The sequence below is a fragment of the Mycobacterium sp. E3251 genome (assembly GCF_001666835.1).
Lineage (GTDB): Bacteria > Actinomycetota > Actinomycetes > Mycobacteriales > Mycobacteriaceae > Mycobacterium.
Window position 1 is genome coordinate 155,672 of sequence record NZ_LZJF01000141.1, and the last position, 26,655, is coordinate 182,326.

The 26,655-nt window shown below is 69.3% G+C and carries 27 protein-coding genes; 7 read left to right on the forward strand and 20 right to left on the reverse strand.

Annotation, left to right across the window (positions count from 1 at the left end; genetic code table 11):
- The first annotated feature begins 3 nt into the window (after window positions 1-3).
- On the forward strand, window positions 4-1,245 hold the full coding sequence (locus A5697_RS17540) for an SLC13 family permease (protein ID WP_068011531.1): 1,242 nt from the start codon (window positions 4-6) through the stop codon (window positions 1,243-1,245).
- Here the strand turns inward: A5697_RS17540 and A5697_RS17545 are convergent.
- The 6 genes from A5697_RS17545 to carD are packed head-to-tail and all read right to left on the reverse strand — an operon-like array spanning window position 1,242 to window position 6,291.
- A complete protein-coding gene (locus A5697_RS17545) occupies window positions 1,242-2,216 on the reverse strand; it encodes a glycerophosphodiester phosphodiesterase (protein ID WP_369806124.1) in 975 nt (324 codons plus the stop codon). The genes A5697_RS17540 and A5697_RS17545 overlap by 4 nt on opposite strands.
- A 5-nt stretch (window positions 2,217-2,221) precedes the next feature.
- Window positions 2,222-3,154 carry a 23S rRNA (guanosine(2251)-2'-O)-methyltransferase RlmB gene (gene rlmB / locus A5697_RS17550; protein WP_068011505.1) on the reverse strand — a complete coding sequence of 311 codons (933 nt, stop codon included), beginning with the start codon at window positions 3,152-3,154 and terminating at the stop codon, window positions 2,222-2,224.
- A complete protein-coding gene (gene cysS / locus A5697_RS17555) occupies window positions 3,155-4,573 on the reverse strand; it encodes a cysteine--tRNA ligase (protein WP_067944965.1) in 1,419 nt (472 codons plus the stop codon).
- Between the two features lie 50 nt (window positions 4,574-4,623).
- On the reverse strand, window positions 4,624-5,103 hold the full coding sequence (ispF, locus tag A5697_RS17560) for a 2-C-methyl-D-erythritol 2,4-cyclodiphosphate synthase (RefSeq protein WP_068011506.1): 480 nt from the start codon (window positions 5,101-5,103) through the stop codon (window positions 4,624-4,626).
- Window positions 5,100-5,786, reverse strand: a complete 687-nt coding sequence (gene ispD, locus A5697_RS17565) for a 2-C-methyl-D-erythritol 4-phosphate cytidylyltransferase (RefSeq protein ID WP_068011507.1) — start codon at window positions 5,784-5,786, stop codon at window positions 5,100-5,102. Before ispD ends, ispF begins: the two co-directional genes overlap by 4 nt.
- A 16-nt stretch (window positions 5,787-5,802) precedes the next feature.
- On the reverse strand, window positions 5,803-6,291 hold the full coding sequence (gene carD / locus A5697_RS17570; protein WP_007166539.1) for an RNA polymerase-binding transcription factor CarD: 489 nt from the start codon (window positions 6,289-6,291) through the stop codon (window positions 5,803-5,805).
- Window positions 6,292-6,588: 297 nt separating this feature from the next.
- Between carD and A5697_RS17575 the strand changes: the two genes are divergently transcribed.
- From A5697_RS17575 to disA, 3 genes are read left to right on the forward strand one after another with little or no spacing between them, the layout of a single operon-like run.
- Complete coding sequence (locus A5697_RS17575; RefSeq protein WP_067944960.1) at window positions 6,589-7,137, forward strand: hypothetical protein; 549 nt, start codon at window positions 6,589-6,591, stop codon at window positions 7,135-7,137.
- A 59-nt stretch (window positions 7,138-7,196) separates the two neighbouring features.
- Complete coding sequence (radA, locus tag A5697_RS17580) at window positions 7,197-8,627, forward strand: DNA repair protein RadA (RefSeq protein ID WP_067944958.1); 1,431 nt, start codon at window positions 7,197-7,199, stop codon at window positions 8,625-8,627.
- Entirely contained in the window at window positions 8,624-9,697 is a 1,074-nt protein-coding gene (gene disA / locus A5697_RS17585) for a DNA integrity scanning diadenylate cyclase DisA (RefSeq protein ID WP_066955447.1), read from the forward strand. Before radA ends, disA begins: the two co-directional genes overlap by 4 nt.
- On the opposite strand, the gene A5697_RS17590 is transcribed toward disA, so the two are convergent.
- Both A5697_RS17590 and A5697_RS17595 read right to left on the reverse strand, forming a co-directional pair.
- Window positions 9,694-10,500, reverse strand: a complete 807-nt coding sequence (locus A5697_RS17590) for a hypothetical protein (RefSeq protein WP_156673342.1) — start codon at window positions 10,498-10,500, stop codon at window positions 9,694-9,696. The two genes, disA and A5697_RS17590, sit on opposite strands and share 4 nt — an antisense overlap.
- 113 nt (window positions 10,501-10,613) lie before the next feature.
- On the reverse strand, window positions 10,614-11,231 hold the full coding sequence (locus A5697_RS17595) for a carbonic anhydrase (RefSeq protein WP_068011508.1): 618 nt from the start codon (window positions 11,229-11,231) through the stop codon (window positions 10,614-10,616).
- On the opposite strand from A5697_RS17595, the gene A5697_RS17600 reads away from it, so the two are divergent.
- Window positions 11,230-12,141, forward strand: a complete 912-nt coding sequence (locus A5697_RS17600; RefSeq protein ID WP_068011509.1) for an A/G-specific adenine glycosylase — start codon at window positions 11,230-11,232, stop codon at window positions 12,139-12,141. The genes A5697_RS17595 and A5697_RS17600 overlap by 2 nt on opposite strands.
- 10 nt (window positions 12,142-12,151) lie before the next feature.
- Here the strand turns inward: A5697_RS17600 and A5697_RS17605 are convergent, their stop codons facing one another.
- From A5697_RS17605 to A5697_RS17640, 8 genes are all read right to left on the reverse strand, one after another.
- Window positions 12,152-13,630 (reverse strand): NADH-quinone oxidoreductase subunit C, encoded by a 1,479-nt coding sequence (locus A5697_RS17605; RefSeq protein WP_068011510.1) that lies wholly within the window; start codon window positions 13,628-13,630, stop codon window positions 12,152-12,154.
- Window positions 13,627-15,093: a proton-conducting transporter membrane subunit gene (locus tag A5697_RS17610; RefSeq protein ID WP_068011511.1), complete on the reverse strand. Its 1,467-nt coding sequence runs from the start codon at window positions 15,091-15,093 to the stop codon at window positions 13,627-13,629. Before A5697_RS17610 ends, A5697_RS17605 begins: the two co-directional genes overlap by 4 nt.
- Window positions 15,093-15,755, reverse strand: a complete 663-nt coding sequence (locus A5697_RS17615; RefSeq protein WP_068011512.1) for a hypothetical protein — start codon at window positions 15,753-15,755, stop codon at window positions 15,093-15,095. Before A5697_RS17615 ends, A5697_RS17610 begins: the two co-directional genes overlap by 1 nt.
- Window positions 15,752-16,702 carry a respiratory chain complex I subunit 1 family protein gene (locus A5697_RS17620; RefSeq protein ID WP_068011532.1) on the reverse strand — a complete coding sequence of 317 codons (951 nt, stop codon included), beginning with the start codon at window positions 16,700-16,702 and terminating at the stop codon, window positions 15,752-15,754. Before A5697_RS17620 ends, A5697_RS17615 begins: the two co-directional genes overlap by 4 nt.
- A gap of 5 nt (window positions 16,703-16,707) precedes the next feature.
- Window positions 16,708-18,615, reverse strand: a complete 1,908-nt coding sequence (locus A5697_RS17625; protein ID WP_231972096.1) for a proton-conducting transporter membrane subunit — start codon at window positions 18,613-18,615, stop codon at window positions 16,708-16,710.
- Between the two features lie 65 nt (window positions 18,616-18,680).
- A complete protein-coding gene (locus A5697_RS17630) occupies window positions 18,681-19,160 on the reverse strand; it encodes an NADH-quinone oxidoreductase subunit B family protein (RefSeq protein WP_067944946.1) in 480 nt (159 codons plus the stop codon).
- A gap of 5 nt (window positions 19,161-19,165) precedes the next feature.
- The gene (locus A5697_RS17635; protein WP_067944945.1) at window positions 19,166-19,501 is read right to left on the reverse strand and encodes a lsr2/espR transcriptional regulator; all 336 of its coding nucleotides are present in this window, start codon (window positions 19,499-19,501) and stop codon (window positions 19,166-19,168) included.
- A gap of 92 nt (window positions 19,502-19,593) precedes the next feature.
- Window positions 19,594-20,364, reverse strand: a complete 771-nt coding sequence (locus A5697_RS17640) for an alpha/beta fold hydrolase (RefSeq protein WP_068011514.1) — start codon at window positions 20,362-20,364, stop codon at window positions 19,594-19,596.
- A 63-nt stretch (window positions 20,365-20,427) separates the two neighbouring features.
- Here A5697_RS17640 and mhuD point away from each other — a divergent pair, with 63 nt between their 5' ends.
- Both mhuD and A5697_RS17650 read left to right on the forward strand, forming a co-directional pair.
- A complete protein-coding gene (mhuD, locus tag A5697_RS17645; protein ID WP_068011515.1) occupies window positions 20,428-20,748 on the forward strand; it encodes a mycobilin-forming heme oxygenase MhuD in 321 nt (106 codons plus the stop codon).
- A complete protein-coding gene (locus A5697_RS17650) occupies window positions 20,723-22,087 on the forward strand; it encodes a serine hydrolase (protein WP_068011516.1) in 1,365 nt (454 codons plus the stop codon). Before mhuD ends, A5697_RS17650 begins: the two co-directional genes overlap by 26 nt.
- A gap of 3 nt (window positions 22,088-22,090) precedes the next feature.
- Here the strand turns inward: A5697_RS17650 and A5697_RS17655 are convergent, their stop codons facing one another.
- From A5697_RS17655 to clpC1, 4 genes are all read right to left on the reverse strand, one after another.
- Complete coding sequence (locus tag A5697_RS17655) at window positions 22,091-22,639, reverse strand: histidine phosphatase family protein (RefSeq protein ID WP_067944939.1); 549 nt, start codon at window positions 22,637-22,639, stop codon at window positions 22,091-22,093.
- A complete protein-coding gene (locus A5697_RS17660) occupies window positions 22,636-23,427 on the reverse strand; it encodes a CbtA family protein (protein ID WP_068011517.1) in 792 nt (263 codons plus the stop codon). The genes A5697_RS17655 and A5697_RS17660 overlap by 4 nt, the downstream gene beginning before the upstream one ends.
- 4 nt (window positions 23,428-23,431) lie before the next feature.
- Window positions 23,432-23,647: a CbtB domain-containing protein gene (locus A5697_RS17665; RefSeq protein WP_067944937.1), complete on the reverse strand. Its 216-nt coding sequence runs from the start codon at window positions 23,645-23,647 to the stop codon at window positions 23,432-23,434.
- 311 nt (window positions 23,648-23,958) lie between these two features.
- Window positions 23,959-26,493 (reverse strand): ATP-dependent protease ATP-binding subunit ClpC, encoded by a 2,535-nt coding sequence (gene clpC1 / locus A5697_RS17670; protein WP_067944934.1) that lies wholly within the window; start codon window positions 26,491-26,493, stop codon window positions 23,959-23,961.
- Window positions 26,494-26,655: the final 162 nt, after the last annotated feature.

Sequence of the window (26,655 nt, forward strand, 5' to 3'; positions counted from 1 at the left end):
ACCTTGACCCTGACCCTTGCGCTGCTGCTGCTCGCTGCCGTCCTGGCCTTCGCCGTCGTGCGCCCGAGGGGCTGGCCGGAGGCGGCGGCGGCGGTCCCCGCGGCCCTCATCCTGATCGCGGTCGGCGCCATCTCGGTGCGTCAGGCGAGCGAGGAGGTGGCCGGTCTTTCGGGGGTGGTCGGGTTCCTGGGCGCGGTGCTGGTGCTGGCCAAGCTGTGCGACGACGAGGGCCTGTTCGAGGCGGCTGGTGCGGCGATGACGCGCGGCCGCGTCGGGTCGGGCGGCCTGCTGTTGCGGGTTTTCGTCATCGCCTCCCTGATCACCGCCGTGCTGAGCCTGGACACCGCGGTGGTGCTGCTGACCCCGGTCGTGCTGGCCGGCGTCCGCCGGCTGCGAACCCCGTTGCGGCCGTACGCCTATGCCACCGCGCACCTGGCCAACGGCGCCTCCCTGCTGCTCCCGGTGTCCAACCTGACCAACCTGCTGGCGTTTCACACCGCCGGCCTTTCCTTCACGAGGTTCACCTTGTTGATGGCGTTGCCGTGGGTGGGCGCGGTGGTAACGCTGTATGCGATATTCCGCTGGTTTTTCGCCGCCGACCTGCGCGTGCAGCCGCACCCGGAACAACCCGGGCCGGCGCCGAGGCCGCCCGTGTTCGTGTTGGTGGTGGTCGGGCTGACGCTGGCCGGCTTCGCGGTCGCCCAGTCCGTCGGGGTGGCCCCCGCCTGGGTGGCGCTCGCCGGCGCCGCGGCCCTGGCCGTGCGCAGCCTGAGCCGTGGGCACACCTCGGTGGTGGACATCGCGCGTTCGGCGCACGTGTCGTTCCTGGCGTTCGTGCTCGCGCTGGGCGTCGTCGTGCGGGCGGTCATGCTCAACGGCATGGACAGGGCGATGTCGGCGGTGCTGCCGACCGGTTCGACGCTGCCCGCGCTGCTCGCCATCGCCGTGGTGGCCGCGGTGCTGGCCAACGTCGTGAACAACCTGCCCGCCACCCTGGTGCTGCTGCCACTGGTCGCGCCGAGCGGACCGATCGCGATTCTGGCCGTCCTGCTCGGGGTCAACATCGGACCCAACCTCACCTACGTCGGGTCCCTGTCGAACCTGTTGTGGCGGCGTGTGCTTCGCCAGCACGACGTCGATGCCGGCGTCTGGGAATACACCCGGCTCGGGCTGTGCACCGTGCCCGCGTCGCTGGTCGTCGCGGTCGTCGCGCTGTGGGGGTCGGCGCGGCTGCTCGGCGTCTAACCGCGGTGGTAGGCCGGCGGCAGCGGCATCCCGAGCCCGGCGAGCACGCCGCGCAGCAGTGTCGGGAAGTCGGTGATGATGCCGTCGACGCCATCGGCGATCTGGTCGCGCATGGCGGCCGCGTCGTCGACCGTCCACGGGATCACCTTGAGCCCCAGCGCATGCGCGCGATCGACGTACGGTTTGCCCGCGACCAGCTTGTACCTGGGCGAGATGATGTTTGCGCCCACCAGCTTCGCCCCGATCATCGGGTCAACGATGGCGGTGGCGTTCTCCCCGGCCAGCCATGGTGAATCCGGCGCCCAGGTCTCTTCGTTGTACAACGCCACCAACGGAATGGACGGCTCTGCTGCGTGCACCAACGGCAGGGTCCGCCAGTCGAAGCTCTGGATCTCAACCCGGTCGATCTTGTCGGCCGACCTGACCGCCGCCAGTATCACGTCGACGAACTGTTGGGGACCGGCCGAGGTGCCGGGCTTGTCGGCGGCCACCTTCGTCTCGATGTTGTAGCGCACGGCCGCATGGTAGGAATCGGCCAACGCGAACACTTCCGGCAGGACGGCTATCTTGTTGCCCCGCACCACTTCGGCATCGGGAAACTCGGCCAGGCGCCGCCCGCAGTCCAGCGTGCGAATCTGGGACAGGGTCAGTTCGTACACCAACTTGCCGACGTAGGGATACTGCGGATCGCCGGCGAAGGCGGGCCCGGTGTCGGCGCATTTCTCGGCGTCGATCGTCGGATCGTGCCACACCAGCGGTTGCCCGTCTCTGGTGATGTTGATGTCGAGTTCGAGCGTGCTGACGCCTAATTCGAGTGACTTCGCGAAGGCCCGCAACGACTCCTCCGTCGTCTCCCCGCGCCCGCCGCGATGAGCCTGCAGGTCGAATTCGGGGGCCTGAGCGGCGGTCGCGGGCGCAAGCACGATGAGTAGGGCCAGCGCGGCGCCGAGGCGCACAGGCCAGCGGCGCACCGGGTTTAAGCCCTGCGCTGGCGCGCGATCTCGGCGAGCACCACCCCGGCGGCCACCGAGGCGTTCAGCGATTCGGCGTGCCCGGCCATCGGAATGGACACCACCTGGTCGCAGTTCTGCCGGACCAGTCGCGAGAGCCCTTTGCCTTCCGATCCGACGACCACCACGAGCGGGTCGGCGCCGTCCATGTCGTCGACAACGGTGTCACCGTCGGCGTCCAGCCCGATCACCCGGATGCCGCGGTCGGCCCAATCCTTGAGCGTCCGAGTGAGATTGGTGGCCCTTGCCACCGGGATGCGCGCAGCGGCCCCGGCGCTGGTGCGCCAGGCCACCGCCGTCACCGACGCCGAGCGTCGCTGCGGGATCAGCACACCGTGACCGCCGAACGCTGCGACCGAACGCACGATCGCGCCGAGGTTGCGCGGATCGGAGATGTTGTCCAGCGCGACCAGCAGGGCGGGCGGCGAGTTGATCGCGGTGGTCAACAGGTCGTCGGGGTGGGCGTAGTCGTACGGCGGCACCTGCAGCGCGATGCCCTGATGCAGGTGGTTGCTCGTCATCCGGTCCAGGTCGGCACGCGGCACCTCGAGGATCGAGATGCCCGCATCCGCTGCGCGGGTGACGCTTTCGGTGACCCGCTCGTCGGCCTCGGTGCCCAGGGCCACGTACAGCGCGGTCGCCGGGACGCCGGCCCGCAGGCACTCCAGCACCGGGTTGCGGCCGAGCACCGTCTCCGTCTCGTCGGTGGTCCGCTTGGCAGGCCGCCGCGGCGGCGACTGGGCACGCTTGGCGGCGGGATGGTGCGGACGCAGGTGCGCCGGCGGCGTGGGACCGCGGCCCTCGAGCGCGCGGCGACGCTGGCCGCCCGAACCCACGGTGGGTCCTTTCTTGGTGCCCGCTTTGCGTATTGCCCCGCGGCGCCGCGAATTGCCGGCCATCTAACCGCCGTGCTTTTCTTCGCGGGCGAGCAGTTCCCATTGCGGCCCGTCCGCGGTGTCGGTGACCTCGATGCCGGCGATCTTCAGCCGGTCTCGGATCTCGTCGGCGAGCGCCCAATTGCGTTGCTCGCGAGCCTTTTCCCGGTTCTCCAGTTCGGCCCGCACCAACACGTCGACCGCGGCCAGCGCGGCCGTCGTCTCGTCGCGGGTTTCCCAGCGCTCGTCGAGCGGGTCGCAGCCCAAGATGCCCATCATGGTGCGGATCGCGCGGGCTTGCCGCAACGCGCCGTCGTGGTCGCCGGTGTCGAGGGCGCGGTTGCCCTCGGCCCGGGCGTGGTGCACCTCGGCCAGCGCTGCCGGAACCGCCAAGTCGTCGTCGAGCGCCTCGGCGAACCGCGGAGTCCATTCGCCGGGCTCGACGGCTCCGACGCGAACGCGGACGCGGTGCAGGAATTCCTCAACGCCCACATAGGCTTTCACCGCGTCCTGCAGTGCGGTGTCGGAGAATTCCAGCATCGACCGGTAGTGCGCGCTGCCCAGGTAGTAGCGCAGCTCCGCCGGTCGCACCCGCTGCAAGAGCGCCGGTATCGCCAGCACGTTGCCCAGCGACTTGCTCATCTTCTCGCCGCCCATGGTGACCCAGCCGTTGTGCAGCCAGTAGCGGGCGAAGCCGTCGCCGGCGGCGCGGCTCTGCGCGATCTCGTTCTCGTGGTGCGGGAAGACCAAGTCCATCCCGCCACAGTGAATGTCGAACTCCGGACCGAGATATTCGTGCGCCATCGCCACGCACTCCGAATGCCAGCCCGGCCGTCCCCGGCCCCACGGTGTGGGCCAGGACGGCTCACCCGGTTTGGCACCCTTCCACAGCGTGAAGTCGCGTTGATCGCGCTTGCCGGTGGCCGCCCCCTCACCCTGGTGGACGTCGTCGATCTTGTGCCCCGACAGCGCGCCGTACTCCGGATAGCTGAGCACGTCGAAATAGACGTCGCCGCCGCCGGTGTAGGCATGACCGGTTTCGATCAGCCGCTCGATCAATTCGACGATCTGGGTGATGTGCCCGGTGGCTCGGGGCTCGGCCGACGGCGGCAGGACGTCCAGGGCGTCGTAGGCGGCGCTGAACGCGCGTTCGTAGGTCGCGGCCCATTCCCACCACGGCCGGCCGGCCGCGGCGGCCTTGTTGAGGATCTTGTCGTCGATGTCGGTGACGTTGCGAATGAAGGCGACGTCGCAGCCGCGCGCCATCAGCCAGCGGCGCAGGATGTCGAAGGCCACGCCGCTGCGGACATGGCCGATGTGCGGCAGGCCCTGAACGGTGGCGCCACACAGGTAGATGGAGACGTGGCCCTCGCGCAGCGGAACGAAATCGCGCACGGCACCGGCCGCGGTGTCGTGTAGCCGCAAGCGGGCGCGATCGGTCACGACGTGCCAGCTTACCGGGTGGTTCCGAGTTGCCCGGCGCTGCGCACGCCTTAGCCGGCCGTGATTACCAACGCAGTGGCGATGGCGGCGCGGCCCTCGCCGCGGCCGGTCAGGCCCAGCCCGTCGGTGGTGGTCGCCGCCACCGAGACCGGAGCCCCGAGCAGCTCCGACAGCACGCGCTGCGCCTCGGCCCGGCGCGGACCGACCTTCGGCTGGTTGCCGATCACCTGCACCGCGGCGTTTCCGACCCGAAAACCGTCCCGCGCCACCAAATCGACGACGTGGCGCAGCATGTCGGCGCCGCTGACCCCTTTCCAGCGTGGGTCGTCGACCCCGAAGACGGCACCGATGTCGCCCAGCCCCGCGGCCGACAGCAGCGCGTCGCACAGCGCGTGCGCCCCGACGTCGCCGTCGGAGTGCCCGGCGCAGCCGTCGGCGCCGGGAAACAGCAGACCCACCAGCCAGCAGGGCCGCCCGGGTTCGATCGGGTGCACGTCGACCCCGAGGCCGACCCGAGGCAGCTCGCTCACCGGCGCACGACCGCTTCGGCCAGCAACAAATCGAGCTGGGTGGTGATCTTGAATGCCAGCACGTCACCGTCGACCACCTGGACCTGACCGCCGACATGCTCGACGAGCGAGGCGTCATCGGTGAAATCGGCGGTGCCGGCCCGCTGGTACGCCCGCAGCAGCAACTCACGGGCGAAGCCTTGCGGCGTCTGCACGGCGCGCAGTCCGGCCCGCTCGGGCGTGCCCAGCACCACGCCGTTGGCGTCCACGGCCTTGATGGTGTCATGCAGGGGCAGCGCCGGCACGACGGCGTCGTGCCCGGCCCGCAACGCGTCCACCACGCGCACGATCAGTTCGGGCGGGGTCAGGGCGCGCGCGGCGTCGTGGACCAGGACGAAATCGGGTTCACCGGCGAGTGCGGCCAACGCCAGGCTCACCGATGTGGTGCGGTCGGCCCCACCGGAAACGACGGTCGCCCGCTCCCCCAGGGCCCGCTTGGCCTCGTCGACCCGGGCCGCCGGGACGGCGACGACCACATGGTCGACGACCCCGGATTCCAGCAAACCCTCGACGGAGCGGTCCAGCAAAGTGCGTCCGCCGACCTCGCAGAATGCCTTGGGGATGCCGGCGCCGAGTCGCTCGCCCGACCCTGCGGCCGGGACCACTGCGACAACCGTGCCCGAGGAGACCGTCCCCGTGACCACCGAAGAATCAGGGCCTTCAGGAAGCGGCGGCCAGAACCTCGTCGAGGATGGTTTCCGCCTTGGCGTCGTCGGTGCTCTCGGCCAGCGCCAATTCGCCCACGAGGATCTGGCGGGCCTTGGCCAGCATGCGCTTCTCGCCGGCGGACAGACCGCGCTCCTGGTCGCGACGCCACAGGTCGCGAACTACCTCAGCCACCTTGTTGACATCGCCGGAGGCCAGCTTTTCCAGATTGGCCTTGTAGCGGCGCGACCAGTTGGTCGGCTCTTCGGTGTGCGGAGCCCGCAGCACCTGGAACACCTTGTCGAGGCCTTCTTGCCCGACGACGTCGCGAACACCGACGTACTCAGCGTTGTCGGCGGGTACTCGAACTGTGAGGTCTCCCTGCGCCACCTTCAAGACGAGATATTCCTTTTGTTCCCCTTTGATGGTGCGGGTTTCAATCGCCTCGACTAACGCAGCACCGTGATGCGGGTAAACAACGGTGTCGCCGACCTTGAAGATCATCTGATTCGAGCCCCTTTCGTTACTTCAGTCTAACACGGCCGCCCAATCGCGCGTGGAGCAACGATGCAGGTCAGGGGCACAACACGCGCAGATTAGGGGTTGACAGGGGGAGCAGAACGTGCAGTGATGCACATTACCAATGCGCCCATCCGCCCCCGAGGGCGGCCCCTGAGCGCCGTAGGAGGCCCCGCGGGATCGGCTCCCGGGCTGGTCTTACGCCCCGCGCTACCGCGCGCGAAACCTTCCTACTACTGTGCATAGTTGCATCAGTCGAACCGGCCCAGCAGGAGGCATTGAGTGAACCGATTCGAGATCAGCCTCTCGTTCCGGGCCGCGCTCGTCGGCCTGGTCGCGGTGCTCGCGGTCCTGCTGAGTGGCTGTGGGGCCGGCCAAGTCTCCCAGATGGCCGTCCAGGAGCCCGCCATCAACGGCAACAAGGTCACCTTCAACAACGTGGCGCTGCGCGACATCCGCATGCAGGCCGCGCAGACCGGTGAGGCCGTGCAGCCGGGGCGGACGGTCGATCTGGCGCTGGTGGCCATCAACCAGTCGCCCGACACGCCGGACCGGTTGGTCAGCATCACCAGTGACGTCGGCTCGGTGGCCTTGAGCGGAGACGGTCGCCTGCCCGCCGGCGGCACGCTGATGATCGGGACGCCGGAGGGCCAGAGGGTGCAGCCCGGTCCCCTCGGCTCCAACACCAACGCGGCCAAGGCGACGGTCACCCTCGCCAAGCCGATCAGCAACGGCCTCCTGTACAACTTCACCTTCAATTTCGAGAAGGCCGGACAGGCCACGGTGCTGGTGCCGGTTTCGGCCGGGCTGAACCCGCCCCAGCAAAGCTAGGCGCGCGTAACCGCCTGTCATAGCCGGGATTTGTCGTACCGGCTCGATACCGTCATGGCGTGGCAAATCCGCGCTCGCAATACCGCTGCTCCGAATGTCAGCACGTCACCGCCAAGTGGGTGGGCCGCTGCTTGGAGTGCGGCACCTGGGGCACTGTCGACGAGGCGCCGGTACTGACCGCGGTCGGCGGCCGCCGAGCGGGTTCGGCCGCGGCTTCCGCTTCCCGGCCGGTCCCGATCACCTCCGTCGAACCCAACGCCAGCCAGCACCGCTCGACCGGCGTCGGGGAACTCGACCGGGTGCTCGGGGGCGGCGTGGTGCCCGGTTCGGTCACGCTGCTGGCCGGCGATCCGGGCGTGGGAAAGTCGACGCTGCTGCTCAAAGTCGCCCATCGCTGGGCGCTTTCGGGCCGGCGCGCGCTGTACATCTCCGGTGAGGAGTCCGCCGGCCAGATCCGGCTGCGTGCGGACCGGATGGGCTGCGGCGCCGACGAGGTCTACCTGGCCGCCGAATCCGACGTGCACACGGTGCTGGACCACATCGCGACCCTGCGGCCCGCCCTGGTGATCGTGGACTCCGTTCAAACCATGTCGACGACCGAGGCCGACGGCGTCGCCGGCGGGGTCACGCAGGTCCGCGCGGTCACCGCCGCGCTGACCGCGGCCGCGAAGGCCGACGGCGTCGCACTGATCCTGGTCGGCCACGTCACCAAGGACGGGGCGATCGCCGGGCCGCGTTCGCTGGAACACCTGGTCGACGTGGTGCTGCATTTCGAGGGAGACCGCAGCGGGTCGCTGCGGATGGTCCGCGGGATCAAGAACCGGTTCGGGGCGGCTGACGAGGTCGGCTGTTTCACGTTGCACGACAGCGGGATCGAGGACGTTTCCGACCCGTCGAACCTCTTTCTGGATCAACGGCCGGCGCCGGTCGCCGGCACCGCCATCACCGTGACGCTGGACGGTAAGCGACCGCTGATCGGGGAGGTGCAGGCGCTGCTGGCAACCCCCGGGGGCGGCTCGCCGCGCCGCGCCGTCAGCGGTATCGACCCCTCCCGGGCCGCCATGATCAGCGCCGTGCTGGAAAAGCACGGCAGGTTGCCCGTCAGCGTCCACGACATCTACCTGTCCACCGTGGGCGGGATGCGGCTGACGGATCCGTCGTCGGATCTGGCCGTCGCGATCGCGCTGGCCTCCGCGTACTCCGACCGGCCGCTGCCGACGACGGCGGTGATGATCGGCGAGGTGGGGCTGGCGGGCGACCTGCGGCGGGTCAGCGGAATGGAGCGGCGGCTGGCCGAGGCCGCGCGCCAGGGCTTCAGCATCGCCCTCATCCCGGACGGCGACGACCCCCGCCGCGAGATCGTTCCCGAAGGGATGCGGGCGCTGCGGGCACCGACCATCGTCGCGGCGCTGCAACACGTGAAAGCCATCGCCGAGCCGCGCAACGGCTGGACGCATAACGCGGCGGGGCCGCACAATGACACGCTGTGACACGTCCGACACTGCGTGAGACCGTCGCCCGCCTGGCGCCGGGCACCGGGCTGCGCGACGGCCTGGAGCGCATCCTGCGTGGCCGCACCGGTGCGCTCATCGTCATCGGCAACGACGAAAACGTCGAAGCCATCTGTGACGGCGGCTTCGCCCTCGACGTCCGGTACGCGCCGACCCGGCTGCGCGAGCTCGCGAAAATGGACGGCGCGGTCGTGCTGTCCACCGACGGCAGCCGCATCGTGCGGGCCAACGTGCAGCTGGTGCCGGACCCGTCGATACCCACCGACGAATCCGGGACGCGGCACCGCTCGGCGGAACGGGCGGCGATTCAGACCGGCTATCCGGTGATCTCGGTGAGCCACTCGATGAACATCGTGACCGTCTACGTCGGCGGGGAGCGCCACGTGGTGGCCGACTCCGCGACCATCCTGTCGCGGGCCAACCAGGCGATCGCGACCCTGGAGCGGTACAAGACCCGGCTCGACGAGGTGAGCAGGCAGCTGTCGCTCGCCGAGATCGAGGACTTCGTCACGCTGCGCGACGTGATGACGGTGGTGCAGCGGCTCGAGCTGGTCCGGCGAATCGGTCTCGTGATCGATTACGACGTCGTCGAGTTGGGCACCGACGGGCGTCAGCTGCGCCTGCAGCTCGACGAGCTGCTGGGCGGCAACGACATCGCGCGGGAACTGACCGTGCGCGACTACCACGCCAGCCCGGAGCCGCTGTCCAAAGCGCAGATGACCGCGACCCTCGACGAGCTGGACGCCCTCTCGGACACCGAGCTACTCGAACTCACCGCGCTGGCAAAGGTTTTCGGCTACCCGACCACGGCCGAGGCGCAGGACTCGGCCGTGAGTCCGCGCGGCTACCGCGCGTTGGCCAGCATCCCGCGGCTGCAGTTCGCTCACTCCGACCTACTGGTCCGGTCGTTCGGGACGCTGCAGGGCTTGTTGGCGGCCAGCGCCGGCGACCTGCAGTCGGTCGAGGGCATCGGCGCGATGTGGGCCCGCCACGTGCGCGAGGGTCTATCGCAGCTCGCGGAGTCGACGATCTCCGACCCGCTGAGTTAGCCGGCGGGAACCGGCGCGACCGGCGGCGCCTCCGGCGGCGGCGCGGCGGCCTGACCTGGCCCGGGCGCCGGGCCCGGCGGCGGTGGCGGCTGGTTCAGGATGAACGGAACCGGCTGCGAGCGCAGGTTGCCCAGTTGCACGACGAGGTTGTAAGTGCCCGGCCCGATCGCCGGCCGGGGCAGCGGGCAGTGCGGTGCCGACCCCATTCCCGTCCACGTCACCGCTGTCGTCACCTGCTCGCCCGGGGTGAAGGTCTTGATCAGCGTCTCGTTGGAGGGCGCGCAGTCCAGGTTGGACCACAGTCGCTTGTTGTCCAACGAGTACACGTATGCCGCCAGCACCGCGGCGCCGACGTCCCGCTTGCAGGACACCAGGCCGATGTTGGTGACGACCATGGTGAATTTCGGCTGATCGCCGATGAAGTACTGGGGCGCATTGGTCAGGCCCTTGACCGCCAGCGTCGAATCGGGGCAGTCGTCGCCCTCCTTCAGCACCGGCGGCGGCTGCACCGCGGCGGTCGGGGTGGGCATCTCGGGGTTCTGGCCCTGTTGGGGCACCCCCGGATTGGGCTGCTCCCCGGGCGCGGCCGGCGGAGGCGCCTGCGGCGCCGGCGAGCCGGGCTTGCTCTGAGCGGAATTGGGTTTGTCGGCACTGGCGGGCTTGGCGCCCGTGTTGTGTCCCATGAAGGCAATGACCGCGGCGACCACGATCCCTACGACGACGACCGCGACGCCCACGGCCAGGCCACGGCGCCGCCAATAGATCTCGGTAGGTAGCGGGCCACGCGGTTCCAGATCCAGCACGTTTGCAGCGTAGGTCCAGGTCACGTCGAGTTGCCTGACCCGCCCCGGCGTGTCGCGGGGTTTGCTGGCTGATCGCCGTGTTAGTGGCGGGGCCGAACCGGGGCGATTCGCCGCTATTCGCCTATGTCGCCCACGTGGTCGACCAGCGCCGCCCGCCCGTCGGCCAGGTGATAGGTGGCGCCCGCTATCGCCAGCGTGCCCTCGGCAATCCGTTCGGAGATCGCCGACGAGCGCGACGTCAACTGGGCGATGGTCTCGCGCACATGGCGCGCCTCGAACTCGTCGACGCGGCTGAGGCCGTCGCGGCGGCCCATCAGTATCGAGGGGGCGACCCGCTCCACCACGTCTCGCACGAAGCCGCCCGGGATCGAACCGTCGTTGATGGCCGACAGGGCGGCCTTGACGGCGCCGCAACTGTCGTGGCCCAGGACAACGATCAGCGGCACGTCGAGCACCGTCACCGCGAACTCGATGGAGCCAAGCACCGCCGAGTCGATGGCCTGTCCGGCGGTACGCACCACGAACATGTCGCCCAGGCCTTGGTCGAAGATGAGCTCGGCGGCGACCCGGCTGTCCGCGCAACCGAACACGACCGCGGTGGGCTTCTGGCCGGCGGCCAGGCTGGCCCGGTGTTCGACACTCTGGCTGGGATGCTGGGGCTTCCCGGCGACGAATCGCTCGTTACCCTCTTTGAGTGCTTTCCACGCGGTTACTGGGCTGGTGTTAGGCATGGCTGACATCATGCCGCATCCGCCGGAGAACGGCCCGAAACACATATCAGTTACCGACCTTCTCGACTGGTACGAACGGTCCCGCCGCGACCTGCCGTGGCGGGAGCCCGGCGTCAGCGCATGGCAGATTCTGGTCAGCGAATTCATGCTGCAGCAGACGCCGGTGTCGCGGGTGCTGCCGATCTGGTCGGACTGGGTGCGGCGGTGGCCCACCCCTTCGGCCACCGCCGCCGCCAGCGCCGCCGACGTGCTGCGAGCCTGGGGCAAGCTGGGTTATCCGAGGCGGGCCAAGCGCTTGCACGAGTGCGCGACCGTCATCGCGCGCGAGCACGACGACGTGGTTCCCGACGACGTCGACACCCTGCTGACCCTGCCCGGCGTCGGCAGCTACACCGCGCGCGCCATCGCCTGCTTCGCCTACCGCCAACGGGTCCCGGTGGTGGACACCAACGTCCGCCGGGTGGTCGCGCGGGCCGTGCACGGGCGGGCCGACGCCGGGAACCCGTCCGCGACGCGCGACCACGCCGACGTCGACGCGCTGCTGCCCGCCGACGATAGGGCGCCGCGGTATTCAGTCGCCCTGATGGAACTGGGTGCGACGGTGTGCACCGCGCGATCGCCGCGATGCGGGCTGTGCCCGCTTGCTCGGTGCGCGTGGCGGGACGCCGGTCATCCCCCGGCGCAGGGGCCGGCCCGGCGGGTGCAGACCTACGCCGGAACCGACCGGCAGGTCCGCGGACGCCTGCTGGACGTGTTGCGGGGCAACGCCTCTCCGGTCACCCGGGCGGAGCTGGACGTGGCGTGGTTGACCGATACCGCGCAGCGGGACCGGGCCCTGTATTCGTTGCTGGCCGACGGTCTGGTCGCGCAGACGGCCGACGGCCGGTTCGCCCTGGCGGGCGAAGCGTAGCGGCGACGCGTCAGAGGTCGTTGCCGGCATAGGACTGGTTGAAGCTCTTGTTGGCCAGCGGGAAGTCAGGGACGATCGTGTCGGCCATCGCGACGGGCAGCGCGGGCCAGTTGAACCAGGACGGGTCGACGATCTTCGCGCGAGTGATCCGGTTGGTGCCGCCCGTTTCGACGCGGTGGACGATGGTGCCGCGCCAGCCTTCGACAATGCCGATGCCGCTGCCGGGTATGCGTGCCGCGGGCAGGTTGTCGGCGTATTCGATTGGGCCCCTGTGTGATTCGATCAGGTGGAAGGCCAGCTCGGTGGATGCGGCGAACTCGTCGCGCCGCACGGTGTAACGGGCCAGCACGTCACCCGCGGCAGCATCGGTCTCGTTGACGGGCAGTGCGATGGTGGGGTGTTCGAGCCGGGCGTCGGTGCGCACACCGCTGGCCCGAGCGACGTAGCCCAGGCAGCCGAGGGACTCGGCGTCGTCTCGGTGCAGGACGGCGGTCCCGGCGAATCGGTCGTACACGACGGAGTTGCGCAGGGTCAGCTCGGCGACCTCCGCAACGTCGGCCGCAATGGATCTCAAGTCGGCGACGTCGGGTAGCCTCCGCAGCGCGACTCCGCCCGGCCGGATGGCGCCGCGCAGCAGCCGATGCCCGGCGACATCTGCGTTGAGCCGCAGCAGTTGTTCGCGGATGCGTTGAGCGTGGGCGTGGGCGAGCCCGAACCCGACGTCGTTGGCCAGCGCGCCCAGATCGGCGGCGTGGTTGTAGAGGCGTTCGAGTTCGACCACCAGCGACCGCAACCGGTGCACGTCGTCGGGAAGTTCCATTCCGAGCGCGTCTTCGACGGCGAGGCAGTGGGCGAGCGCGTGCGCGGCGGAGGTGTCGCCGCTGACGCGTTCGGCCAGATCGACGGCGCCGCCGGCCGGCCGGCCCTCGAACAGCTTCTCCACGCCGCGGTGGACGAACCACAGTCGGGCCTTGAGCCGCAGCACGGTTTCGCCGGCGACGGAGAAGCGGAAATGGCCGGGTTCGATCAACCCCGCATGCACCGGACCCACCGGGATTTCGTACACGCCGGGACCCTCGACGGTCACGAACGGGAAGCGGCCGGCGCCATCGAATTCGCGTGCGGGCGACGCGTCGCGGCGCATTGGATACCAGTCCCCTGGCCAGTGGGCGTGCCGCACCAGAGGGCGCGCCTTGGGGTGCCCCACGGGCCGGATCCCGTACAGGTCCGCAATTTCGCGCTCGAACCGGCTGGCCGGGAAGGACAGGTAGGCCAGCGATCGGACCTTCGGATCATCCTTCGGCACCACGCATTCGAGCTCGACGCGGCGATCCGGGTATCCGGCGAGGAACAGGTAGACGACGCGTAGAGCGGCGCCGTCGTCGTGAGCGGCCACCAGGGCCAACCGGAATCCCTTGCCCAGCAGATCTTCTGCCGTTTCGGCCAGCCTGTTCTGAGACAGCCGGTGGCGTTGCCATTGCGCCTTCATCGCGGTCCCCCGACACCGCTGGCAGCGGCGGTGAACAGGTCGGTGAGTGGGCCGGCGGTGACACCGAGGGCGATCGATGCGGCAACGCCGACGAGCAGGGCGGCGGCCACCGTTCGCGGGACCGCGATTTCGGGAGCGCCGGACGGGCCGCCCAGCAGGATGCGGCCCGAGTTCCGGGCCAACGCGGCGAAGGAAACCGCAACCAGCGCCATGCCGGCGGCGAGCGCCCAGGCGAGCCGGGCGTCGGCCAGCGACCGGCCGATGGCCAGCTCGCTGGCGAACATCGCGAACGGCGGGAGACCGAGCAACACAATCACGCCGACGGCGAGCGACACTCCGACGAGGCGGGAGCGCCGCAGCACGGCGCGGATGTCGGCTATCGCCGTGGAGTTGTGCGCGGCCTGTAGTTGGCCGCCCGCCAGGAAGAGGACCGTCTTGCCGATCCCGTGGGCCAGGACGTGCAGCAGCAGCGCGGCGATGGCCAGCGTGGTTCCGGCGGCCGCGGCGATCGCGATCAGGCCCATGTTCTCCATTGAGGAGTAGGCGAGCATGCGTTTGAAATCCGTTGTCACGGTCAGCATCAGGGCGGCGACCACCAGCGTCGCCAGCCCGAGCACCAGCAGGCCTGTCCGCATGAACGCGGCCCCGGTGGCCGTGCCGATGATCGGCTTGAGGCGGATCAGTACCGAGAAGGCCACCGACAGCAGCACCCCGCTCATCAGAGCCGACACCGGTGCAGGGGCCTGGCTGTGGGCGTCGGCCAACCAGGTATGGAACGGAAACAGCCCGGCCTTGGCGCCGTAGCCGACGAGCAGGAGCCCGCCCGCAAGCCGAGCGATGCCCGGATCGAGCCCGCCCGCATGTGCCGCCAGCACGTCGAGATTGAGGGCCGCGCCGGCCGGCGCCCCGGCATGCTCGGCGGCGTAGTAGAGCAGCACCGTGCCGAGGAAGGCGATGGCGATGCCGACCGAGCAGATCACGACGTACTTCCACGTCGCCTCGAGCGCACCGCGGGTGCGGCGGTGCCCGACCAGGAAGGCGGTGATCACTGTGGTCGCCTCGATCGCGATCCAGATCACCCCGATGTTGTTGGCGCACACGGCGACGACCATCGCGGACAGGAAGCCCGCCGTCAGGGCCCCGTACAGCCGCGCACCGCGCATGTCGGCGTGACCGTGTGCGAGTTCGGCATCGAGGTAGCCGATGCTCGCCGAGGTGGCCAGTGTGGCAACGGTTCCGATGACGATCAGCATCGTCACGGTGAGCGCGTCGAGCCGCAGCAGGCCGCCCAGTGCGAACCGCGTTCCCGACCCGACCCCGACCGCGAGCGCCACGCCACAAGCGAGCACCGTGACAGCCGATCCGACGATCAGCGTCGCTGTCACCCGCCGCCATCCGGCAATGAGGACGGCGACCGAGGCCCCGACCGGGGTGAGGATCGCCGCGAGCAGTAAACCGGTCATCAGTCGTGCAACTCCTGCAACGCGTCCAGGTCCGCACCGCCGAACGCGCGGGCCAGTCGGCCCGTCAGAACGCCGATCACGATGACCGCGAACAACACGTCCAGGGAGGCGCCGAGCTCGACGATCAGCGGCACCCCTGCGGTGAGCAGAAACGCGGTGGCCGCGATCCCGTTGTCCAGCATGAGGAATCCCGCGGCCTGCGACACCGCATGCCGCCGCGTGACCATCACGAACAGCGCGATCAGCACCACCGCGGTGGCGGCCGGAACGGCGGTGGTCGTGGCGGCGGGCTGCAGGTTCACCAGGGGCCCGGTGGCGGCGAACGCGGCCAACGTCAGCGCGGCGGTGATGAGGAGCGACGTGGCGGTGTTCACCAACGGGGTGGCCTCCCGGCGCGATCGCGCTTCGGTGCCGCCCGCGCGGGCCAGCAGCCGCGGCAACACCGCAACCCGCAAGATCAGCACGGCCACACCGACGCCGATGAGCGCACCGTCGCCGTCGTAGACCCCCCGCAGGACGGGGATGGCCGCCAGGGCGACGCCCTGCCATGCCAGCAGACGGATGATCGCGACCAGGTCGCGGCGCCACACGATCAGCACGGCGGCCAACAGCAGCCCGCCCGCGGCGAGGTCGACGAGTACCGAAAACGACCCGTACGTCATGTCGGAACCACGAAGAAGTTGGCGGCCACGACCGCAAGCAACGCCAGCAGGAACGATCCGGCAAGCAACTCGGGAACCCGGAACAGCCGCAGCTTGGCGACGAACACCTCGACGGTGGCCAGCAACCCCGCCAGCAACGCGACCTTGGCCGCCAACGCCGCGACACCGACAACGATGTCTACGGCACCGGGGCGGCCCCCGGCAATGCCCCACGGCGCGAACAGGTTTGCCAGCAGCGCCAAGAGCACGGTCAGCCGCATCCCGGCCGCCCACTCGACCAGGGCCAGCCGCGGACCCGCGTATTCGAGGACCATCGCCTCGTGAACCATCGTCAGCTCGAGATGGGTGGCCGGGTTGTCCACCGGTAGCCGTCCGGTCTCGGCGACGATCACGATCGCCAGCGCGGCGAACGCGAGCACCGCTGCCAGCGACACCACCTGCCCGGGATGGGTGATCGTATGCGCGACCAGCGCACCGAGATTCGCTGATCCCGCCGGCATGGACAGTGCGAACACCGCCAGCAGAATGGTGGGTTCGACCAGCGCGGCGATGGTGATCTCGCGGCTGGCGCCCATGCCCCCGAACGAGGTGCCGGTGTCGACGCCGGCCAGGGTCAGCGCCACGGTGCCCACGAACAGCAAACCGACCACGGCGAACAGGTCGGCGCTGGGATCCAGTGGCGATCCGGTGGCGACCAGCGGTGCGGCCGCCGCGATCAGGAGTGTGGTTCCGGCGACTATCGCGGGTGCCGCCGCGAACACCACGGTCGTCCCGCGCGGCGTGATCTGTTGCTTGCCAAGCTGTTTGATGATGTCGCGCCACGGCTGCAAGAAGCCGCCGCCGACGCGGCCTTCCCAGCGCGCGCGCACCTGCCGGGTCAGTCCGACCACCAGCGGCGCCCCGGCCACGACGATTCCGATCTGGGCGGCGCCCGCGACATAAGACATGACATTCATCGGGCAACTACCAGCACGATGAGCACGCCGAGCGCACCATAGGCCAGATACAGGTGCACGCTGCCGGTGTGGGCGCGCCGCATCAGGGCCGCCGCCACCCCGACTCCCCGGATCACCGGCGCGTAGCAGCGTTCCTCGATCGCGTCCGCGATTCTGGTGCGGTAGGTGATTTTGTCCGCCAGATAACGGGATTCGATGCTGTGGGTGACTTCGATGTCGGTGTCGGGTCGCAGGATGTCGTCGAATATCCGTTGCAGCGGCTCGGCGAACGACGTGGCCGTGTATTGCATCCGTGCGGTGAGATCGTCGGCGCCACAGGCCCACGGCGGCAGTGTGGCCGGCGCCGGGCGCCGGCTCCGGCGCCAACGGGCCAGCGTGGCCGCGGTCAGCGTGGCCACCACCACGCCGGCGGCGATCACGCCGGGTGCGATCGAGCCCGGTACCCCCGGCAGGCGGACCATGGCGCCGAGACTGGTGAATTCCGTTGGCCGGGCCGCCGGCAGCGCGGCGACCGCCTGGTGCAGCGCGGACGCAACGACCGCGGGCGCCACGGCCAGCATCAGGCAGGCGGCGGCCGCGAGGGCCATACCGGCCAGCATGGTGTGCGGTGCCTCGCGCGCCTGGGCGGCCTGTTCGGTGCGCGGTCGCGCCAGAAATCCGATACCGAACGCCTTGACCATTGCCGCCACGCCCAGCCCCGTGGTGAGCGCGACCGCGCCGACCGCGAGCGGCGTGGTCAATGCCAGGACGGCGGAGTGTTCTCGCGCGGAGTGGATCAGGGACTGCAGCAGCAGCCACTCGCTGACGAACCCAGCGCCCAGCGGCAGCCCGGACGCGCCGAGCGCGGCAACCCCGAAGAGGCTGGTCGTAACCGGCATCCGGCGGGCCAGACCGCCCAGCCGGTCGAGGTCACGCAGCCCGGTGGCGGCCAGCACCGACCCGGCGGCGAGGAACCCGAGGCTCTTGAATGCGGCGTGCGCGACGAGGTGCAGCATGGCGGCGGCCGCGGCGATCGTCGCCGGAGCGTTCGCGCCGGCCGCCGCGAACAGCGTGGCCGCCCCCAACGCCAAGGTAATCAGTCCGAGGTTCTCGGTGGTCGAATAGGCAAGTAGCCGTTTGAGATCCGTGGCCACCGAGGCCTGCACCACGCCGTAGAGCGCGGACACCCCACCGACGACCATCAAAGTGAGCCCCCACCACCGCGGCCCCGGGCCGAGCAGCTGTAAATCGACGCGGCAGATGCCGTAGACCCCGAGGTTGACCATCGCCGCGCTCATCAGCGCCGAAACGGGACTCGGCGCCTCCGGGTGGGCGCGCGGCAGCCACGCGTGCAGCGGCACCAGCCCGGCCTTAGAACCGAACCCCGCCAGCGTCAGCAGGAACGCCGCGGTGCGCGCCCCCTGCGGTATCCGGTGCAGGTCGGCGAACCGGTCCGCGCCGCCCGCCGCCGACAACACCAGCAGTCCGACCAGTATCGCCACGAACCCCAACTGGGTCATCACGGCGTACATCAGGCCGGCCGAGCGGACCATGGGCCGAGTGTGGTCGGTCAGCACCAAGACGAGCGACGCGACCGCCATCAACTCCCACACCAGCAGGAACGTGGTGACCGACCCCGCGGCGGGCACCAGCAGCATCGCCGCGACGAACGCCGGCAGAACGGCCAGGGCGACCGGGCCCAGCCGCTCGCGCCGCGCGTACCCGATCGTGTACAGCCCGACCGCCAGCGCGACCGCCCCCGTGAGCGCCATGAAGAATCCGCCGAGCGGATCGAGCCTCAGCTCGACGCCCGCCAGCGGGAGCAACCACCCGATGCGGACGGCGCGCACCGACCCGAACATTCCCAGGCCGCCGACCCATACCCCCGCGGCGCCCAGCAACGAGGTCAGCGCGCCCGCGCCGATAGACGATAAACCGCTGCGGTGCAACAGCTTTGGTTCCGGCGCCACGCTGGCCGCCAAGCTGGCGGTCACCTGCCTGTCACCGACCGCAGGGCCGCGACGATCTGGCTCGGCGTCGGCGGGCATCCCGGTATCTCCACGTCCACGTGCACCGTCTCGCCGACCGAGCCGGCCACACCGTAGGCGTCGCCGAACACCCCTCGATCGATGGCGCAGTCCCCGCAGGCGATCACCCGCCGCGGCCGCGGCGTGGCCTCGATCGTTGCGCGCAGGGGGCCGGCCATGTTGTGCGTCACGACACCGGTCACCAGGAGCGCGTCCGCGTGCCGCGGGGAGGCCACCAAGCGGGCACCGAATCGTTCGGCGTCGTAGACCGGTCCGAAGGCACCCGCGATCTCCACCTCGCACCCATTGCACGAACCCGCGTCGACGTGCCGGATCTGCAGCGAACCGCGCACCCCGGCGGGCGGCTCGGTCGTCGCCTCCGGTGCCGGGGGTGCGGGTTCGGCGATCCGGCCGACGCGCAAGGCTTTGCTGATCCAGCCCACGGGCGCTACCCCGCGCCGCCGGCGCGCAGGCCTTCCAGCATCGCCACGCGGTCGCTCAGGACCCCGGTGAGTACCTTGCGGGCCACCGTCAGCAGTTCTGCGATGTCCGGGGAGGCGATCGAGTAGATCATCGTGTTGCCATCCCGCAGCGCCTCGACCACACCGGCCCGGCGCAGAACGCCGAGCTGCTGGGACAGGTTCGATGCTTCGAGCCCGACCTCGGGCAGCAGTTCGGCCACCGTCTTGTCGCCGGCCACCAGTAGCTCGAGGATCCTGATCCGCGCAGGGTGCCCCAGCGTCTTGAAGAACTCGGCCTTGAGCTTGTACAGCGGCTCCGTCACAGAAAGTCTCCTGAAGACTACATGCTTCTAACAATTGAAGAATTTATCATGCGTTCTCGCGCGTCGTCACATCGGCGGGCGGCCCGCGAGAGTCAGCCGCGGGCAGGCAACGTCGCCAAGAAAGATTCGATCGCGTCGCGGTACACCTGCGGCGCCTCGTCGTGAATCAGGTGACCGGCCTCGGGCACATGCAAATACGTTGCAGCTGGGTTCATTTCAGCCATCTCCCGCATCTGGCCCGGCGGCGTCACAGAGTTGCCGGCCTCGATGAGCAGCGCCGGGGCCCGCACCGCCCGCCACTGCTCCCAATAGTGGCGCGTGCCCCATTCGGCGGCGATCTCGATCCACCGCGCGGTGTGTCCGTGCAGGCGCCAACCGGTGGCGGTACGGTCGAAGGCCTCCAGGAAGTACTGCCCGGCAACGGTTCCGAACTCCTCGAATACCCGCTCTGCGGAACCGAATTCGACCGGCAGTGCGTGCAGCCACGGTTCCCACGGACCGGTGGTGCGGCCCCGGAAATCGGGCGCCATGTCCTCGAGCACCAGCGCGGAGACGAGTTCCGGACGCTCCGCGGCCAGACACCACGAGTGCAGGGCGCCCATCGAATGCCCGACCAGCGTGACCGGCGTCTCCAGCGCGCTCACCGCGTCGGCCAGGTCGGCCACGAAACGTTCGGTGCCGACCGGGTTCGGGTCGTCGACGCCGCGCCCCCGATGCCACAAGGCGTCGTAGGTGTACACCACTCCAAGCCGGGTCAGCCACGGCAGCTGCCGCGACCACGTGGAGCCGCGCCCCATCAGGCCGTGCACCAGCACCAACGGCGCGCCTTGGCCTCCGCGGCAAGTCAGCAGTTCACCGGGCATATCACCATCCTGCGTGCCCCGCCCTGCGGATGGACAGGCCGGGCGAAGGGGTAGCCTAGCCGCATGCCGCCAGTGGTGAAGATCAACGCAATCGAAGTGCCGGCCGACGCCGGCCCGGAACTGGAGAAGCGGTTCGCACACCGGGCACACGCGGTCGACAATCAGCCCGGCTTCCTCGGGTTTCAGCTGCTGCGCCCGATCAAGGGCGAGGACCGCTACTTCGTCGTGACTCAGTGGGAGTCCGAGGAGGCATTTCAGGCGTGGGCGCAAGGACCCGCTATCCAGGCCCATGCGGGCGAGCGAGCCAACCCGGTGGCGACCGGGGCCTCCCTGCTCGAATTCGAGGTTGTGATGGACGTTGCCGGCAACAAGCAGGCTGGCTAGCGGGTACTCGGCCCGGCGCCGCGCGGTGGCGTTGAGTGCCGCCGCCGCACTGGTAGTCACGTTCGCGCCCGGTTGCACCTCCTCCCCCTCGCCGCAGGCGAACGCGGCCAACCCCGGCCGGCAGATCGACGTGCGGACGCCACCCGGAATCCGGGCACAGCAGACGCTGGACATGCTCAACTCGGACTGGCCCATCGGCCCGGTCGGCGTCGGCACCCTCGCCGCACCCGACATGGTGAAATCGGTGGAGACCACCATGGAGTCGCTTTGGTGGGATCGGCCGTTCACCCTCAACGCCGTTGATCTGGGCGCCAGCGTGGCCACGTTGCACCTGACGTCCTCCTACGGTGCGCGACAAGACATCCGCATCCACACCGACGACGGCGGATGGGTCGATCGGTTCGACCTGGACACGCAGGCACCGAAGATCGATTCGTGGCACGACATCGATGCGGTGTTGAGCAAGACCGGCGCCCGCTACTCCTACCAGGTCGCGAAGGTCGACAACGGACACTGCGATCGGGTCGCGGGCACCAACACCAGTGAATCTTTGCCGCTCGCATCGATTTTCAAGTTGTACGTGCTGCACGCCCTGGCGGGTGCCATCAAGGACGGAACGGTCGCCTGGGACGATCAGCTGACCGTCACCGACAAGAGCCTCGCCGTGGGCTCGTCCGGTTTGCAACTGCCTGCCGGAGCGCAGGTTTCGGTGCGGACGGCCGCCGAGAAGATGATCGCGACCAGCGACAACATGGCGACCGACCTGCTGATCGGAAAGCTGGGCACGAACGCCATCTCCGAAGCGCTCGCCACGGCGGGCCACCACGACCCGGCCAGCATGACGCCGTTCCCCACGATGTACGAGCTGTTCTCGGTCGGCTGGGGTAAGCCGGACCTTCGCGCCCAGTGGCAGCATGGATCAGCACAAGTCCGCGCCCAGCTGTTGGAGCAGGCGAATTCGACTCCCTACGAACCCGATCCGATCCGCGCCCACTCCCCGGCATCGTCCTACGGCGCGGAGTGGTACGGCAACGCCGAGGACATCTGCCGCGTCCATGCGGCCCTGCAGGCCGACGCCGTCGGTAAGGCCGCACCGGTCAGGCAGATCCTCTCCGCGGTGGCGGGCATCCAACTGGACCACAACGTCTGGCCGTACATCGGCGCGAAAGCCGGTGGGCTGCCCGGTGATCTGACCTTCAGCTGGTACGCCGTCGACAAGAACCGGCAGCCGTACGTGGTCAGCTTCCAGCTCAACTGGCCGCGCGACCATGGGCCGACCGTCACCGGGTGGATGCTGCAGGTCGCCAAGCAGACCTTCGCGCTGATCGCGCCGCGCTGAGACTTACCAGCGCAGCGTCCAGCGGCCGCCTCGGTAATGCAGGACGACTCGAGTGACCGGCGCGATGTCGATCCGCCAGAACGACTTCGCGGGCGCGTCCAGTGCCAGCAGGACCGCCGCCCGGATCACCGCGGGGTGCGTCACCGCGGTGATTGCCGACGTGCTCTCGGTCAGCGAATTCAGCCATCGGTCCACCCGCGCCATCAGGTCGGCGATCGACTCGCCGCCGTGCGGCGCCCGGGCGGGATCGGTCAGCCAGACCGTCAGGTCGCCGGGCGGCACGTCCTGAGGACCCTTCCCCTGCCATCGAGCGCAATTGAGGTCGGCCAGCAATGGATCGGTTGCGGCGTCCAGCCCCAGCAGGTCCGCCGTTTGACAGGCCCGTCGCTCGGGACCGGTGAAATGTTTTGCGTTAGGGCTCAATTCGGCGTCGTAGGCTTCGGCCTGTCGACGGCCCGTGGCGTTGAGGGGTTCGTCGCCGGGGAAACGCGCGGCCGCCATGGCATCCGTCATCGCGTGCGACACCAACGTCAGCCGGACGACCTCGGTCACGCCGCGATGCTCGATGCCCGTCCGCTCCCGGCGCGCTCCTCCAGCAACCGCCCGGCGAGCGTCGCGAACACCACGCCGATGGTCACCCACAACACCAGCTGCGCGGCCAGCGACAGCACCCTGAATTCGTAGAGGACGTCGGCGGGGAAGCCCGGATAGACGATCGCGCCCGACGCGTCGCGCAGCGGTCCGGGTGTCTCGTCGACGTTCGGCAGCAGCATCATCACCACCGCGACCGCCGCGATGTATCCGCCCGCCGCGAGCAGCCGGCCGTTCCACGCGCCGAACCGGGCCGTCAGACCCCGCGCCAGCCACGCCGCGGCGACGGCCGACGCCACCGACGCCAGCACCATCACCAAATACCAGCCGGTGCGCGCCCCGATCGTGTCGGCCTGACCCACCGCCGGTGGATTCGGCGGATACTTCACGAACGGCACCAGGTAGACCGCGACGAATGCGGTCGCCGCCAGCAGTAGCGAAAGCGACCGCGCCCCAACCTTTGTCGCGCGCGCGGCGACGAGGCAGAACAGCACTCCGAACAACGCGCCCATCGCGAGGCCGAAGATGAGTACACCGAAACCCAACCCGGCATTGGACTGGACTCCGCGGCTGAACAACTCGGCGCCGTGCTCGTGCACGCCATGGGCGTTCTCGGCGTCGGCGCGGCCGTCCTCGAAAGCGATCGCGCGGCCGATCACCGGCTCGGCGCAGAGGCGGGCGAAGGCGAAAGCCAGTACCGCGCCGACTGCACCCGCCAGCAGGCCGCGCCCGATCAGACGCTTCTCCACGCGATCAGTGGCAGGGGAAGCCGAGCAGGTGCCGCGCGTCGTGCATGAACTCGTGCACGTGCGAATCGCTGCCGAAGAGCGAGACCGCGCCCTGGTCGACGCCGACGAAGTAGAGCGCCAACAGCGCCAGGAAAGCGGTTGTCGCCAACCAGACCGCGGCACTTGCCGCCGACAGGTCAACCGATCGGGTGCGGCTGCCGGTCAGCTCGGGATTCGACACGATGGCGCTCCTTCCGGGGATTCACGCGTCCCCGCTGGGGATGACGGGCCATGGGTCTGACTATCTACAGTGGCGCGGCCGTTCTGGACTTTCACCAGATTCCGTTGCCCGTCAGGACGAAGTCAGTGTAAACCGCGGGTCAATGTTGTGGCGGCGGGGCGCCGTAACGCAGCTGGCTCGCCGTATATTCGCGCCTCGGTGACCGGTGTGGCCTGAACCGTCGTGCGTACGCGCAGATCTCGGTCCTCTTCAGTGCGCAGCAAAACGGGCGGTTAATCCGGTCAGAGATTAACCGCCCGTTTGCTGGAGTGCTACGGCGTTTCGGGGGCCGCGTGCGCCCCGGCCTTCGCCAGGTCCGGCTCGGCCGGCGGCTTGCGGGTCCCGGTGAAGGTGAACACCGCGTCCTCGCCGGCGCTCTCGCCGTCCCAGTTGTCGACGTCGACCGTGACGATCTGTCCCGGCCCGACCTCCTCGAAGAGGATCTTCTCGGACAGCTGGTCCTCGATCTCGCGCTGGATGGTGCGCCGCAGCGGGCGAGCACCCAGCACCGGGTCGAAGCCCCGCTTCGCCAGCAACGCCTTCGCCTTGTCGGTCAGCTCCATAGCCATGTCCTTGGCCTTGAGCTGGTTGCCCACCCGGCCGATCATCAGGTCGACCATCTGAATGATCTCGTCCTTGGTCAGCTGGTGGAAGACGATGATGTCGTCGATGCGGTTGAGGAACTCCGGGCGGAAGTGCTTCTTCAGCTCGTCGTTGACCTTCTGCTTCATCCGCTCGTAGTTGTTCTCACCGCCACCCTGGGTGAAGCCCAGGCCGACCGGCTTCGAGATGTCGGACGTACCGAGGTTCGAGGTGAAGATCAGCACGGTGTTCTTGAAGTCCACCGTGCGTCCCTGCCCGTCGGTGAGCCGGCCGTCCTCGAGGACCTGCAACAGGCTGTTGTAGATCTCCTGGTGGGCCTTCTCGATCTCGTCGAACAGCACCACGGAGAACGGCTTGCGCCGGACCTTCTCGGTGAGCTGGCCGCCCTCTTCGTAGCCGACGTATCCCGGCGGGGCACCGAACAGCCGCGACGCGGTGAACCGGTCGTGGAACTCGCCCATGTCGATCTGGATGAGCGCGTCGTCGTCGCCGAACAGGAAGTTGGCCAGCGCCTTGGACAGCTCGGTCTTACCCACGCCGGACGGGCCGGCGAAGATGAACGAACCGGACGGGCGCTTCGGATCCTTCAGCCCGGCGCGGGTACGCCGGATCGCCTTGGAGACGGCCTTGACCGCGTCCACCTGGCCGATGATCCGCTTGTGCAGCTCATCCTCCATGCGCAGCAGGCGGGTGGTCTCCGCCTCGGTGAGCTTGAACACCGGGATGCCGGTCCAGTTGCCCAGCACCTCGGCGATCTGCTCGTCGTCGACCTCGGCGACCACGTCGAGATCACCTGAGCGCCACTGCTTTTCGCGCTCGGCGCGCTGAGCAACCAGAGTCTTCTCGCGGTCGCGCAGGCTGGCCGCCTTCTCGAAGTCCTGGGCGTCGATGGCCGATTCCTTCTCCCGGCGCGCCTCGGCGATCTTCTCGTCGAACTCGCGCAGGTCTGGCGGCGCGGTCATGCGGCGGATCCGCATCCGGGCGCCGGCCTCGTCGATCAGGTCGATCGCCTTGTCCGGCAGGAACCGGTCGTTGATGTAGCGGTCGGCCAGGGTGGCCGCGGCCACCAGCGCCGAGTCGGTGATGGACACCCGGTGGTGCGCCTCGTAGCGGTCGCGCAGACCCTTGAGGATCTCGATGGTGTGCTCCACCGTCGGCTCACCCACCTGCACCGGCTGGAAGCGGCGCTCCAGGGCGGCGTCCTTCTCGATGTACTTGCGGTACTCGTCGAGTGTGGTGGCGCCGATGGTCTGCAGCTCACCGCGGGCCAGCTTGGGCTTGAGGATGCTGGCCGCGTCGATCGCGCCCTCGGCGGCACCCGCACCGACCAGCGTGTGCAGCTCGTCGATGAACAGGATGATGTCGCCGCGGGTGTTGATCTCCTTGAGCACCTTCTTCAGGCGTTCCTCGAAGTCACCGCGGTAGCGCGAGCCGGCCACCAGCGAACCGAGGTCCAGCGTGTAGAGCTGCTTGTCCTTCAGCGTCTCCGGGACCTGGCCGTGCACGATCGCCTGCGCCAGGCCCTCGACGACGGCGGTCTTGCCGACGCCGGGCTCGCCGATCAGCACCGGGTTGTTCTTGGTGCGCCGGCTCAGCACCTGCATCACGCGCTCGATTTCCTTTTCACGGCCGATGACCGGGTCGAGCTTGCCTTCCATCGCGGCGGCCGTCAGGTTGCGCCCGAACTGGTCGAGCACCAACGAGGTTGACGGGCTGCCCGATTCGCCACCTCGGCCACCGGTCCCGGCCTCCGCGGCCTCCTTGCCCTGGTAACCGCTCAGCAGCTGGATGACCTGCTGGCGCACTCGGGTCAGCTCGGCGCCCAGCTTCACCAACACCTGAGCGGCCACGCCCTCACCCTCGCGGATGAGGCCCAGCAGGATGTGCTCGGTGCCGATGTAGTTGTGGCCGAGCTGCAGCGCCTCGCGCAGGCTCAGCTCGAGAACCTTCTTGGCGCGCGGCGTGAACGGGATGTGTCCCGACGGCGCCTGCTGGCCCTGGCCGATGATCTCCTCGACCTGGCTGCGGACGCCTTCGAGGGAGATGCCCAGCGACTCCAGGGACTTGGCGGCGACGCCCTCGCCCTCGTGAATCAGACCCAACAGGATGTGCTCGGTGCCGATGTAGTTGTGGTTGAGCATCCGGGCCTCTTCTTGCGCCAGGACGACGACCCTGCGGGCACGGTCGGTAAATCGTTCAAACATCGGTGGTTACCTGCTCTCCCTCACCATCGGTACTAGCCTCTCAGTGGCCCACCGGTCCCCGTTGGGGCCGGATTCGCATACCTGCCATCCACTGTAATGGTCGGCCTGCCAGGGGGCATAACCTTGCGGTTCCTTGCTGTTCAGGACCCGCGGGGCCCGTTT